Below are 13,041 nucleotides of genomic sequence, written 5' to 3'. Positions count from 1 at the left end.
GAACATTTCGTAAAGGCGCAAACAATCGGCTCCGTATTGTACACAAATACTATCAGGGCTTACAACATTGTATTTCGATTTGGACATTTTTTCAACTTCAACACCACATAGATACTGTCCTTCATTGTCAATAAATTCGGCATCTTTATATTCTTCTCTCCATTTTCTAAATTTTTCTTTATCAAGAATATCATTTTCTACAATGTTTACATCAACATTAATTTTAATAAAATTAGCTTCGTTAAAATGATACACTTTTTCTTTAAAAGAAGGAAAGGACTGAGAAACACGAATAACATCAATGCGATCGATTATTTTTTCATCCTTAATTATAGGTTGGGTCGCAATTTCATGAGATACAAAGATTGGGATTAATGGTTTGCCGGTTATTTCCTCATATCTATATTGATATACTAAATTACTTCTCCCCTGTATCATCCCCTGGTTGATCAACTTTTTCGCCGGTTCATCAATATTAATGTATCCCATATCTTTCAAAAACATGGTCCAGAAACGTACATAAAGTAAATGACCCGTGGCATGTTCGCTGCCGCCTAAGTATAGGTCAATATTTTTCCAGTAATCAGAGGCTTGTTTGCTTACAAATTCTTTTTCGTTTCGCGCATCCATGTAGCGCAGGTAATACCAGCTGCTGCCGGCCCATCCGGGCATGGTGGTATGCTCGTAATCATATTTTCCCTGGTATTTCCAGTTTTTGGCGCGGGCAAGTGGGGGCTCGCCGCTTTCGGTGGGTAAAAATTTATCTACTTCGGGCAATACCAATGGCAATTCATTTTCAGGCAAGGTGTTTGCAATGCCATCTTTGTAATAAACAGGTATAGGTTCTCCCCAATAGCGCTGACGGCCAAACACGGCATCCCGCAGGCGGTAATTTATTTTTCCTTTGCCTAATCCAAGTGTTTCAATTTCCTGTATGGCACGTTTAACAGCATCTTTTACATCAAGTCCGTTCAAAAAATCGGAGTTGATAAGTTTGCCTTCTTTTGCGTCATAGGCCTCATCCCGGCCTTCTCCAAAGGAGAAGGAGTCCGGCGCTTCAACCACTTCAATGATCGGTAGATTAAAATGTTTCGCGAAAGCGTAATCGCGTGAGTCATGCCCGGGAACGGCCATAACAGCGCCTGTACCGTAACCGGCCAATACATAATCACCAATCCATACAGGGATAGGTTTTCCGGTAAAAGGATGTTCAACATAAGCTCCTGTAAATTCCCCTGTAATTTTTTTCACGTCTGCCATGCGTTCGCGCTCACTGCGGTTTTTGGCGAATGTGATATATTCATCAACTGCTTTTTTGCGATCAGGAGTGGTTATTTTATCAACCAACTCGTGTTCAGGCGCGAGGGTAATGAAACTTACCCCGAAGATTGTATCGGGCCTTGTCGTAAAAACTTCAATAAAGGCCTCACCTAAATCCTCTCCAAAGGAGAGGACTTTTTTAATTTCGCCACAAACAAAATCTGTTTTGTTAATGACTTCATCATTTGTGAAACGAATTACTTTATATCCAACGTCTTCCAATACAAACGTTCGTATTGCATCCTGATCCTGTTGGTATTCATGAATCTTACCATCAATTTCAAGTATTAACTTTTTCTCAAGGCAAACAAAATCTGCTATATATTGTTCAATAGCGTGTTGTCTCCTAAATTTAAACCCAAGTCCATTGTTGCGTACTCGTTCCCATAATATAGCTTCTGCTTCAGTTGGCTCTTTTCTGTTTTCACGCGAACGGTCTTTTAATGCGGCCCATAATTGTTTTTTAGCCGTATGATACCCGGGAGATCCTGAATCAGTCCTCCTCTCCTTTGGAGAGGAGTTAGAGGTGAGGCGAAATTTTAAACCAGATCCTTCCGACCTCCCTATCCAATTCCTTTGCGACTCCCGCAAACTTTCACTCCAGTCAATTTTATCCAGGCCGTCTAGCAGGCGTTGGGCATACGCTGTAATGCGCATGCTCCATTGTTTCATTAGTTTGCGTTCCACCGGATACCCTCCGCGTTCACTTACGCCATCTTTTACTTCATCATTGGCCAATACAGTGCCAAGTGCAGGACACCAGTTTACGGATGCTTCGCCGAGGTAGGCGATACGGAAATTCATTAAAATATCACTTCGTTTCTTTTCATCATAAGAAGCCCAATCAGGAGAATTGAAGGCATCAAAGGCCGGATTAACAAATGATAATGAATCGAAGGTGATTTTTTGTGAACCTTCTGTTTCAAAAATTTTAATCAGTGTATCAATCTTCTCCGCTTTGTTGGTTCTTGGATTATACCAGGAATGAAAAAGCTGTATGAAGATCCATTGCGTCCATTTATAATATGCCGGGTCGGAGGTACGTACTTCCCGGTCCCAGTCGAAAGAAAAGCCAATTTTATCCAGTTGTTCGCGGTAACGCTTAATATTTTGTTCAGTTGTAATTGCGGGGTGTTGACCGGTTTGTATGGCGTATTGTTCGGCCGGCAGTCCGAATGAATCGTAACCCATTGGGTGCAATACATTAAACCCTTTGAGGCGTTTGTAACGTGCCAAGATATCGGACGCGATATAGCCCAGCGGGTGACCTACATGCAGCCCGGCACCGGAAGGGTAGGGGAACATATCAAGCACATAATACTTGGGCTTTGCCGGATTCTCTTCGGTTTTAAATGTTTTGTCTTTGGCCCACTTATCCTGCCACTTCTTTTCTATTTCTCTGAAATTATACTCCATATAACCTGTAATTTTGTCCCGAATGCAATCACATCCCGAGTACTCGGGACGAGCCCACTGAGTCCCGCTTTAGGCGGAATTCAATTTGGGCAAACGAATTTATGAATTTTAGCAGGGATATTTATGTTTTTAGCTGCTCCGCAAAATTTTCGTACAAATGACGATATAAAACAGCTAATTTAGTGTAAACAATTTTTAAAATGAACATTCAATGCATCCGCAAAAGAGTAACATTACTTCTGGTACTTGCCATGAGCAATTGTTTTTTACTCATGAGCCAGGAAAAGAGTTTTTCATCCATGATACAAAAAACATGGAAAGAGCTGTCTTCGGCTAACCCGAATGAAGCACGGTTTGAAGCATACGGCGGCAAAGAAATTCCCGAAAGCACCTATCGTTTGCATGTATTCAGGGCAAACGGAACCATATTCACGTCAACACATCACTCGAATAAAACAGTGAAGAGTGCCGGACTGGGATTTTCGGATAAAGATGATGCCTTTATTGAAGAATCGAAATGGGAGCTTAAAGGAAGCGAGTTATTGTGGTATGTAAAATCATCAAAGTTCGGAATGTCATCAAGCACGGCAACAAATTATAAATACAAGGTAATTAAGCTTACCCAGACAGAATTAATATTGAAGCTGATCGACACTAAAATCACCACCCTCTGACGTGCGGCATAAACTCTTTTTCGTAGTATTTTCATTGTTCTGTTTTCGCGCAATCGCTCAAGCAGCAATCACTTCCGCATCGTTGTACGGTGTGTGGGTTATTGACAGCGGCGCTTTTCCAGCTGATATTGTAAAGCTCAAAGCCTATGAGGCGAAAGACTCATCCCGATCATATAGTGGCTATGAGTTTTTAAAGAATGGCACTATAAAGATCGCAAATCATTCTGCCGGAAAGGCTTTCTGCGGTAATGGATCCCCCTATATAAAAAAAGGAACCTGGTTTTATAAAAAGCAATTTATACGCCTGAAAGTAACGGGAGGCTATTTTGCAGAAGGAACTTATTCGTATGATCTGGTATATAAAATAGCATCATTTTCGAATGGGTTGCTTGTACTCAGGAAGACGAAGACCTATAAAAACAAGCGCTGCGAAATGTGTAATGATTAGGCGATATGGTATTGTCTAATAAAACAAGACAGGTTTTCCACACCCCCCTTTTGATAATCATTTAAACCATTGTATTCTAAAGGGCACTAATTCGTTAATTTAGTCCTTCTAATTCGATAACACGTGTCAGCTGACAAATATTCCAGGCTTCGTTTGCAATCTTCATCGGTTACCACTATCGTAAGTTTGTCGCTTGTATTGTTTATGTTGGGGCTGGTCGGGCTCATTATACTTAACACCAAAAAAATTGCCGACCACTTTAAAGAAACCATCGGGTTTCAGCTTATAATGGGTGATGCAGCCAAAGACGCGGATATTGATAAGCTCCAAAAAATGCTCGATGCTTCGGCATTTGTAAAATCAACCCAGTTTATTTCGAAAGAAGAGGCTGCAAAAACCCTGCAACAGGATCTGGGCGAAGACTTTGTTTCATTTATAGGGTACAATCCTTTAAAAGCTTCTATTGATGTGCGTCTGAAAGCCGATTATGCCACTCCCGATAGCCTGTTATGGATAGAACAGCGGCTCATGGAAAATAAAATAATTAAGGAAGTGCTTTACCCCAAAGCTTTGCTTAGCTCTATGAATGAAAACATGAAAAAGGCCGCGCTTGTTATCCTTGCTTTTAGCGGCATACTAATGATAATTGCATTGGCTCTGATCAATAATACAATACGACTCTCTATATACTCGAAACGGTTTATTATTAAAACAATGCAATTGGTGGGCGCTACACAAGGCTTTATTCGTTTGCCCTTTATATTAAAGGGTGTTCGCCAGGGCATTTATGGAGCCGTTATAGCTATACTGATGCTCATGGGTATTTTATACTTTGCCCAGCGCCAGCTGCCCGAGTTAGTTGTAGTGCAGGATGTGGAAATGCTTGGATCCTTGTTCGGAATGGTTGTGTTATTGGGGATCCTGATCGGTGCCATAAGCACTGCTTTGGCCGTAAGAAAGTATTTAAGGATAAGAGCGGACGAATTGTATTACTAAATAATCAGTGGTTTAAAAGCGTTGGAGATAATTACACAGAGCCAAAAGGAGAAGACACAGAGCGTCACAGAGCAAAAAAAGACTAAAAAGGAACTAAATCAAAAAACATATTTATTAAACTCTGTGGTTCTCTGTGTCTTCTCCTTTTGGCTCTGTGAAATAAAACAACTCCAGATTCGTATTATTAGTGAGATAAAACTATTTAGCTAAATTTATAGCCTTAAAACATCCAACCCATGGCCAAAGGAAAAAAAGAAGGATTCGCGTTCGGAAAACTAAATTACCAGATCATGTTGGCAGGAATTGCTCTTTTGGTCGTTGGCTTTTTACTGATGGCCGGCGGTGGTTCAGACGACCCTAAAGTATTTAACCCCGAAATATTCAGCTTCCGCAGGATCACACTTGCTCCGATTATTGTACTCACCGGTTTCGCAACAGTAATGTTCGCGATCATGAAAAAGGTTAAGGAAGATTAGTTAGAAGTTGTTAGTTGTCGGTTGAAAGTACCCATAGCTGATAACAAACAACTGACAACGAACAACTAACAAACCATGAACATTCTCCAGGCCATCCTCCTCGCTATCATTGAAGGAATAACCGAATTCCTTCCTGTTTCATCAACGGGTCACATGATCCTGGCTTCATCGGTAATGAAACTTTCGGACACGGAATTTGCAAAAACTTACGAAATCGTTATTCAGCTGGGAGCCATTCTGGCGGTGTTGGCACTGTATTACAAACGATTTTTGGTGAGTACGGATATTTATGTTAAGCTTGGTGTTGCCTTTGTTCCGACAGGTGTTGTTGGATTTTTCGCGTACAAAATTATTAAAGCGCTTTTGTTCAATCCGGTAACGGTAAGTGTTTCGCTTATTGTTGGCGGAGTGATCCTTATCGTGTTGGATAAATGGACTGAAAATAAAAAGTCACAGTATGTTGCAATTGAGGACATATCATTGACAAGCGCATTTAAAATCGGATTATTTCAGTGCTTATCAATGATACCGGGAGTTTCACGTGCGGCTGCCACAATTTTTGGTGGAATTTTTGCGGGTTTCGACCGTAAACAGGCCGCCGAATTTTCGTTCTTACTGGCCATTCCAACTATGTTTGCGGCAACAGGACTTGACCTTATTAAATCGAAAGACAATATACACAGCGATGATATAACAGTTTTGCTTGTTGGTTCGGCTGTTGCATTTATTGTGGCTATTATAGCAGTAAAGGCTTTCATTGCTTTTTTAACCCGTTATGGCTTTAAACACTTTGGTTATTACCGCATAGCTCTTGGTGTTTTGTTTCTTACTTACGCACTCTATACCGGCTTGCAGCTTACAAACTAAATGAGTCTATCATTTCAATCTTATCTTGACGGACAGGTTCTTCTCATCAACAAACCATACAAGTGGACCTCATTTGATGTAGTGAATAAGCTAAAGTGGCTGATAAGAAAACAATTAAAATCTCAACAGCCAATAACCGGTAACCAACAGCTTAAAGTCGGCCACGCCGGCACGCTTGATCCACTTGCAACCGGACTCTTAATTATATGTACGGGGAAGTTCACCAAACGTATTGAAGAATTTCAAGCACAGGAAAAAGAATACACAGGAACTTTTTGCTTAGGTGCCACTACGCCTTGTTTCGACCTAGAGCAGGCAATTGATAAACATTATCCAACCGGCCACATCACCCCTGAGGCAATTTATGAAGCGGTAAAACAGTTTACAGGGACAATTCAGCAGGTTCCTCCTATTTTCTCAGCCGTAAAAGTGAAGGGTAACAGGGCTTATGACCTGGCCCGTCAGGGAAAAACTCCCGAAATGCAAGCTAAAACGATCACTATCTCCACATTTGATGTAACTAACATAAATATGCCTTACATTGATTTCAGGGTAGTGTGCAGCAAAGGCACTTATATACGATCATTGGCCCGTGATTTTGGCCTCGCACTGAACAGCGGCGCCCATCTTACGGCCCTATGCCGCACGCGAATTGGTTCGTTTCATATTGACAAAGCACAGGAAGTACAACAGTTGGAGCTTGAATTAAGCAAGCCGCTTTCTAAATGAAATGGGTTTTTCCTTGACATCGGCCTTCAAATGAATTACATTTGCCCTCCTTTTTAAAACCGATTGTTTAATCCCGTAAGATTAAATGATACCAAAACAAATGTTTCTGTTTGTTTTTTTATCTGACATCTGCGGATAAAAAATTAAAAAACAGAAGTATGAAACTCTCTCAATTCAAATTCAACTTACCGAAAGAATTACTTGCCGACACTCCCGCAAAGAATCGTGATGAAGCGCGTTTAATGGTTATCGACCGCAAAACCGGCAAGATACAGCATAAAGTATTTAAAGACATCCTTGGTTATTTTGGTGAAGGTGATGTAATGATCCTGAACGACACCAAAGTGTTTCCGGCCCGTATGTGGGGCAACAAAGAAAAAACAGGGGCTAAAATAGAAGTGTTCCTGCTCCGTGAACTTAACCGTGAAAGCCGTTTGTGGGATGTTTTGGTTGATCCTGCCCGTAAGATCCGTATTGGTAATAAACTGTATTTTGGCGAGAACGACCTGTTGGTTGCGGAAGTAATAGACAACACTACCTCCCGTGGCCGTACACTTCGTTTTTTGTTTGACGGGCCGTATGAAGAATTTAAAAAAATTCTTGAAACCCTTGGCCAGACACCACTTCCGAAATATATCAAACGTGCTCCAACTCCTGATGATGCTGAGCGTTATCAAACGGTTTATGCTAAAAAAGAAGGCGCGGTTGCGGCACCTACAGCAGGATTGCACTTCAGTAAACAGTTGTTAAAGAAACTTGAGTTAAAAGGTGTAAACTTCGCCAACATTACATTGCACGTCGGACTGGGTACTTTTCGTCCGGTTGAGGTGGAGGATCTGACCAAACACAAAATGGATTCGGAACAGGCAGAAATATTGGCACCTGCTATTGATATTATCAACAAAGGAATTGCCCGCAAGAAAAAAGTTTGCTGTGTAGGAACCACTACTATGCGCGCTATTGAAACCTCCGTGTCAACCGAGGGATACCTGAAACCTTACAGCGGCTGGACCAATAAATTTATCTTTCCTCCATATGATTTCAGCATAGCCAATTGCATGATCACCAACTTCCACTTGCCTGAATCAACTCTTTTAATGATGGTTAGCGCTTTTGGGGGATACGATTTGGTGATGAAGGCTTACAAAGAAGCGATCAAAGAGAAATACAGGTTCTTCACCTATGGCGATGCCATGCTGATCCTGTAAAACTAACGGGGACATTGTTCAAAATTTGTGAATTGGTGAACCTTTAGATTTCATATTTTCGTTATAGGTTCCGGTCTACTATCAGGCAGGAATACTGCGCTTATGTTGTAATGACAGAGATCCCGATAAAAAAATACGTTATTATAGTAGCCGGAGGTCATGGAACACGAATGAATTCAGCGGTTCCGAAACAGTTCATGAAACTTGATGGAAGACCGGTGTTAATGCACACTATCACTAAGTTCAGCGAATGCGGTCTTGATCCCGAAATTATAGTTGCCTTACCCTCTGCTCAGATCGACTATTGGAATCAGCTTTGCCAGGAATATAAATTCAATACTCCTATAAAAATAGTTGAAGGCGGGGAAACCCGTTACGATTCTGTAAAAAATGCTTTGCAGCATATTACCGAACCGGGACTTATTGCTGTACATGATGCGGTTCGTCCTCTTGTAAGCACTAAAACTATCCTGGCGGTATATCGCCATGCGGAGATGTATGGTAATGCTGTGCCTGCAATTCCACTCAACGATTCCATCCGGAAGATCGAATCAGGTAAAAGTATGGCTGTTGATCGCTCACGTTATTGTGTAATTCAAACACCCCAATGTTTTAGTTCTGCGATACTGAAAAAAGCGTACCAAAAGGAATACAAAACCACATTTACCGATGATGCTTCGATTGTTGAATCCTGCGGAGAACAAGTTCACCTGATCGATGGTACCCCTGAAAATATTAAGATCACCAATCCACAGGATCTGATTCTTGCTGAAACGATCATGAAGATCAAACCCGTGGCGGTTGTTAAGTAAAGTCGCAAATCTTCTCGCGCACTAAACCAATTTTTTTATTTTGCTTTCAGCAGTAAGTTGAATCTTCCCCAAATCGACATTTGAAATTAAATTCAACCCGGGCTTTTTCCCCTTTTCAATACTGCCAAGTTCTTTATCGAAGCCAAGAAATGCAGCCCCGTTCAATGTAGCCCAGGTCAAAAGTGTTTCCAGTCCTATCTGTGGTGCATGTTTTGTTATCACCTTTAATTCATCCAGCACTGAAAGCGAATGATTGGAAGCAAGACTGTCGGTTCCAATCGTACAGATCGCCCCTGTATCAACAAATGCCTGGTAATCGGGTAATTTATTTTCAATATAAAGATTCGCGTTGGGGCAGAAGCACCAAAAAGGGTTCCGGGTTCAGGGTTCCGGGTTCCGGGTTTCAGGTTCCAGGTTCCGGGTTCGAGGTTCCGGGTTCTGTTTTTCTTTTTCCCCTTGTCCCTCGTCCCCATTAAAATAATTGTTTGCCCACAAAATATCATCCTTACTTGTATAGGTATTGTGAACAAACAGGGTTTTATTGGTGCGCGAAAAATTTGCGAGCATTGAACGCAATGAGTTAAGTCCTGTTTCAGGGATAAGGCCGGGGTTAATTTTCATTCCGGCAAATAGTTCCGCAATTGCACCGCTTTTGTTTATGAATAAATCACTCTCCGCAAGGCTTTCCTGGTTATGATAACTTATGATGGAATTATTTTTTGAAGCATGCTCACATATCAATTTAAACAACTCTACGGAAACCGAGTAGGGTGCATGTGGGACAATTGAGCATTGAGCGGAAGGAGACATTGACCTTAATTTGGCCTGTAGCTTCAATGCTTCTTCAAATGTATCTTGCGCATGTGAGGGATTTAAATCAAACACTTCAAAAAAAGTATGATACTTTAAATAGTTTTTACTTTTCTGTTCAAATGTTGATTCATCATTCGAAATATCACCAACCGCGACAATTCCGTTGTTGACCATTTCCTGTTCCGCATGTATGATAGCTTCCATCACCTGGGTACGTGTATAACCTGGCCGTTTGGCAAGAATATTTTTTATGAATCCGGCCATGCCCGTTTTTTCAGGTATAGCACCTTTCAGATGGGATAATTCAAGATGACAATGTGTGTTTATAAAGCTCGGGCAAATTATTCCCTGGTAGATTTGAGATTTGAGATTTGAGATTTGAGATTCGGAAGGAAGAAGAACATCTTGAATAATGCCATTATCCTCAACCACTACCACTCCATTTTTTATTGGCGGTGATGAAATCGGAAAAACATAATCGGCTGTTATATAGCGTAACATCTGCGAATGACGAATAAATGACGAATTTACGAATCGAACAGGTATGAATTCGTAAATTTGTATAAATTCCATAATACATTGGTTAAAAAGGCAGACATACGAACATTATCATTAGAAGAATTAAAAATTTTTTTTGTTGAAAAAGGAGAAAAGCCTTTTCGTGCAAAACAAGTATATGAATGGCTTTGGCAAAAATCAGCCCGTTCATTCGATGAAATGACAAGCCTCTCTAAAGAGACCCGTGGATTGCTTGATCAACACTTTATTATCAATGCCGTTGTGGTCGATAATTTCCAGGTGAGCAGCGACAGGACTATTAAGGACGCATTTCGGTTGTATGATGGAAATATTGTTGAAGGAGTTTTGATACCTACAAGCGAACGTATGACGGCTTGTATTTCATCACAAGTTGGCTGCAGTTTAACCTGTAAATTTTGTGCAACGGGCCGCTTATCGCGTTTGCGAAACCTGGATGCTGCGGAAATCTATGATCAGGTTGTATTGATTAAGAAGCAGGCTGAAGAAAAGTATAATATACCACTTTCGAATATTGTATACATGGGTATGGGTGAGCCATTGCTCAATTATAAGGAGGTGATGGAATCGGTTGAGAAGATCACTTCACCTGCAGGATTAGGAATGTCGCCGCAGCGAATCACAGTGTCTACCGCAGGAATAGCGAAAATGATAAAAAAGCTTGGGGATGATAATGTGAAGTTTAATCTGGCCTTATCACTTCATGCGGCAAATGATGAAAAGCGGAATAAGCTGATGCCAATTAATGAGCAAAACTCTTTAGATGCGTTAGCGGACGCCTTGAATTATTTTTACGATAAAACAGGTACGCGTGTAACCTTCGAATACATTGTGTTCAAAGATTTTAATGATTCGATCAGTGATGCGCAGGAGTTGGTTGATTTCTGGAAGCGAGTGCCCAGTAAAATAAATATCATTGAGTATAACCCCATTGATGGAGGCGAATTTCAACAAACAACAGAGCAGCGGCTCAAGGCATTCGTAGCACATCTGGAGAAAAACAAAATTATTGTAAATGTGCGCAGGAGCAGGGGGAAAGATATTGACGCCGCCTGCGGGCAGCTTGCAAATAAGAATGATCCGGGATTGTTGCAGAGGAAGTTAAAGTAAGTTGGCAATTTGCAGTTGGCATAAGTAGATGTTTGCCAACTCCCAATTGCTGACTAGTTCTTCAATTCTTCCACCCTTTCATTCAACCACATAAGGCTTACAATATTTTGATTGGTTTCGATTTGCCTTTGTAGTGCAATTATTCGTTCAGTAAATTTTTTCGAAGCCGGTGGATTTATTTTCAAATCAAATGTTTTTTTTGTGAACCTCAATAGGTTTAAATAGCTTTTGCGCTGATACAATGATATTCCTTTATTTCTGTACAGGTATATTTTAAATGTATCGATGAGGGAATAGAATGGCTCCGTTTGTTCTGTTTCATAATACATTTTAAACAATAAGAGTTTTGCTCCAAGGTGATAAAAGACATCGGTAAATTCTACATCCTGCAATAGTCGTATCGCCGGTTTATAGTTTTGTACGTGATAGTAATACGAAGCAAGATTATAGGTGTATGCGTTTTCTTTTAGAGAGGATGCGATATAGTTTTTGTAATATTCAATAAAATCATGCGTCCAGTTAAATTTTCCCAGACGCAATCCAACAGCTACAATATTTTTGTAATCGAATTCAGATAATTTTCCTTCATCAAGCAGTGTTCCTGAGTCGAGTTGTTGTTGGTAAAGATTAAATATTTCTGCGATGTAATTTATATTACCTGTATTTACCTTTTTAATGCAATAATTTTGAGCGTACTCATATAGCTGGTGGGCATCGGCCCGCGAAAGCTGTGGCCCGTTTTTCTCTAATAAACGAAATAATTCCTTGTAATGCTCCGGGTTATCTCCATCCATAATGGTTAAAAAAATCCGGTAGTAAATATTGATGATCGGCTCCAGTAGGTATTTGTTTCCAACTGTTTTAAGGAGTTCAATAAGTATTTGCGATAAGCCAATATCGTAGTCAGCGCCAATAATATTTTTGCGATTAAGCATTTCGCAAGTAAGACGTAATTTTTCCGCGATAAAGTACAATTCTAAATTATCCGAAGCCATTTGAAGGCTTTCATCTTTTTTCCGATCTCCTTTTTGTATGGAATACATATCAAACTCCATATAGTTTGCATATGAAAAATAAAATTGTTTGCCTGTTTTTGGCCCTGCATCATTAACACGTGTGATAGATTCATGTGCTAAACTTTCAAAATGTTTATCAGCGTTTTTTTCGCGCAGCTCTTTTAGTATAAATATTTTTTTCAGCTGTTTATCCTTTAACAGTTGCATAAAACCAAGGCAATCTTCTATATTATGCAACAATTCAGTCATCATGTTGCTGATTTTTTGTTCGCGGAATTTTTTGCTTCCAAACAACTGCTTATGTAAATATTCTTTTGTTAATTCTTTTTGATTATTGGTGATCGCCTTCGTAATTATTCTAAACAATTGAAGCAACTCCGGATTATCCCTGTTGGCGATTGCAGGAATAAGCCTTTCAATGGTAGCTATTTCGTCTATAGAAAGAAGTTTAATAAGGCCAATTAGCTTTGAATTAAGCATATTAATAGGTAAAAAAGTAATATTTTAGATATGTTAAATTATTAAAAATCAAGTTATTATATAATAATTCTGTAATTATATGTAGGTAAATATAGCTTAAAATGTTATCATTTGTACTATTTGGATTGATCATTTTTGT

13 protein-coding genes are annotated in these 13,041 nt (G+C 40.0%); 9 read left to right on the top strand and 4 right to left on the bottom strand.

The window, feature by feature from the left end:
- A partial coding sequence (locus HYU69_07905; GenBank protein MBI2270267.1) for a class I tRNA ligase family protein occupies window positions 1–2,736 on the bottom strand: 2,736 nt, incomplete at its 3' end.
- A 200-nt stretch (window positions 2,737–2,936) separates the two neighbouring features.
- On the opposite strand from HYU69_07905, the gene HYU69_07900 reads away from it, so the two are divergent.
- The 8 genes from HYU69_07900 to HYU69_07865 all read left to right on the top strand — a co-directional run bounded on the left by HYU69_07900 (window position 2,937) and on the right by HYU69_07865 (window position 8,946).
- Window positions 2,937–3,410 carry a hypothetical protein gene (locus HYU69_07900; protein ID MBI2270266.1) on the top strand — a complete coding sequence of 158 codons (474 nt, stop codon included), beginning with the start codon at window positions 2,937–2,939 and terminating at the stop codon, window positions 3,408–3,410.
- 1 nt (window position 3,411) lies between these two features.
- Entirely contained in the window at window positions 3,412–3,858 is a 447-nt protein-coding gene (locus tag HYU69_07895; protein ID MBI2270265.1) for a hypothetical protein, read from the top strand.
- A 204-nt stretch (window positions 3,859–4,062) separates the two neighbouring features.
- The gene (locus HYU69_07890) at window positions 4,063–4,854 is read left to right on the top strand and encodes a cell division protein FtsX (protein MBI2270264.1); all 792 of its coding nucleotides are present in this window, start codon (window positions 4,063–4,065) and stop codon (window positions 4,852–4,854) included.
- A gap of 236 nt (window positions 4,855–5,090) precedes the next feature.
- Window positions 5,091–5,330, top strand: a complete 240-nt coding sequence (locus tag HYU69_07885) for a DUF3098 domain-containing protein (GenBank protein MBI2270263.1) — start codon at window positions 5,091–5,093, stop codon at window positions 5,328–5,330.
- A 75-nt stretch (window positions 5,331–5,405) separates the two neighbouring features.
- A complete protein-coding gene (locus tag HYU69_07880; GenBank protein MBI2270262.1) occupies window positions 5,406–6,197 on the top strand; it encodes an undecaprenyl-diphosphate phosphatase in 792 nt (263 codons plus the stop codon).
- Window positions 6,198–6,926 carry a tRNA pseudouridine(55) synthase TruB gene (gene truB / locus HYU69_07875; protein ID MBI2270261.1) on the top strand — a complete coding sequence of 243 codons (729 nt, stop codon included), beginning with the start codon at window positions 6,198–6,200 and terminating at the stop codon, window positions 6,924–6,926.
- Between the two features lie 158 nt (window positions 6,927–7,084).
- Window positions 7,085–8,134 (top strand): tRNA preQ1(34) S-adenosylmethionine ribosyltransferase-isomerase QueA, encoded by a 1,050-nt coding sequence (queA, locus tag HYU69_07870; protein MBI2270260.1) that lies wholly within the window; start codon window positions 7,085–7,087, stop codon window positions 8,132–8,134.
- 110 nt (window positions 8,135–8,244) lie between these two features.
- Complete coding sequence (locus tag HYU69_07865) at window positions 8,245–8,946, top strand: 2-C-methyl-D-erythritol 4-phosphate cytidylyltransferase (protein ID MBI2270259.1); 702 nt, start codon at window positions 8,245–8,247, stop codon at window positions 8,944–8,946.
- Between the two features lie 21 nt (window positions 8,947–8,967).
- Here the strand turns inward: HYU69_07865 and HYU69_07860 are convergent, their stop codons facing one another.
- Together HYU69_07860 and HYU69_07855 are read right to left on the bottom strand one after the other, a co-directional pair.
- Complete coding sequence (locus HYU69_07860) at window positions 8,968–9,282, bottom strand: amidohydrolase family protein (GenBank protein ID MBI2270258.1); 315 nt, start codon at window positions 9,280–9,282, stop codon at window positions 8,968–8,970.
- A gap of 45 nt (window positions 9,283–9,327) precedes the next feature.
- On the bottom strand, window positions 9,328–10,332 hold the full coding sequence (locus HYU69_07855) for an amidohydrolase family protein (GenBank protein ID MBI2270257.1): 1,005 nt from the start codon (window positions 10,330–10,332) through the stop codon (window positions 9,328–9,330).
- Between HYU69_07855 and rlmN the strand changes: the two genes are divergently transcribed.
- Entirely contained in the window at window positions 10,318–11,406 is a 1,089-nt protein-coding gene (rlmN, locus tag HYU69_07850) for a 23S rRNA (adenine(2503)-C(2))-methyltransferase RlmN (GenBank protein MBI2270256.1), read from the top strand. The genes HYU69_07855 and rlmN overlap by 15 nt on opposite strands.
- 53 nt (window positions 11,407–11,459) lie before the next feature.
- On the opposite strand, the gene HYU69_07845 is transcribed toward rlmN, so the two are convergent.
- Window positions 11,460–12,902: a hypothetical protein gene (locus tag HYU69_07845; protein MBI2270255.1), complete on the bottom strand. Its 1,443-nt coding sequence runs from the start codon at window positions 12,900–12,902 to the stop codon at window positions 11,460–11,462.
- Between the last annotated feature and the right edge of the window lie 139 nt (window positions 12,903–13,041).

This window comes from Bacteroidota bacterium, from assembly GCA_016183775.1.
GTDB lineage: Bacteria > Bacteroidota > Bacteroidia > JABDFU01 > JABDFU01 > JABDFU01.
Note: the sequence above shows the minus strand (reverse complement) of the source record. Positions and strands in the feature narration are given on the sequence as shown.

Coding starts and splice junctions, on each gene's coding strand:
- HYU69_07885 (MBI2270263.1), top strand. CDS start 5,091: ATGGCCAAAGGAAAAAAAGAAGGATTCGCGTTCGGAAAACTAAATTAC.
- truB (MBI2270261.1), top strand. CDS start 6,198: ATGAGTCTATCATTTCAATCTTATCTTGACGGACAGGTTCTTCTCATC.
- HYU69_07880 (MBI2270262.1), top strand. CDS start 5,406: ATGAACATTCTCCAGGCCATCCTCCTCGCTATCATTGAAGGAATAACC.
- HYU69_07900 (MBI2270266.1), top strand. CDS start 2,937: ATGAACATTCAATGCATCCGCAAAAGAGTAACATTACTTCTGGTACTT.
- HYU69_07845 (MBI2270255.1), bottom strand. CDS start 12,902: ATGCTTAATTCAAAGCTAATTGGCCTTATTAAACTTCTTTCTATAGAC.
- HYU69_07865 (MBI2270259.1), top strand. CDS start 8,245: ATGACAGAGATCCCGATAAAAAAATACGTTATTATAGTAGCCGGAGGT.
- queA (MBI2270260.1), top strand. CDS start 7,085: ATGAAACTCTCTCAATTCAAATTCAACTTACCGAAAGAATTACTTGCC.
- HYU69_07890 (MBI2270264.1), top strand. CDS start 4,063: ATGTTGGGGCTGGTCGGGCTCATTATACTTAACACCAAAAAAATTGCC.
- HYU69_07855 (MBI2270257.1), bottom strand. CDS start 10,332: ATGGAATTTATACAAATTTACGAATTCATACCTGTTCGATTCGTAAAT.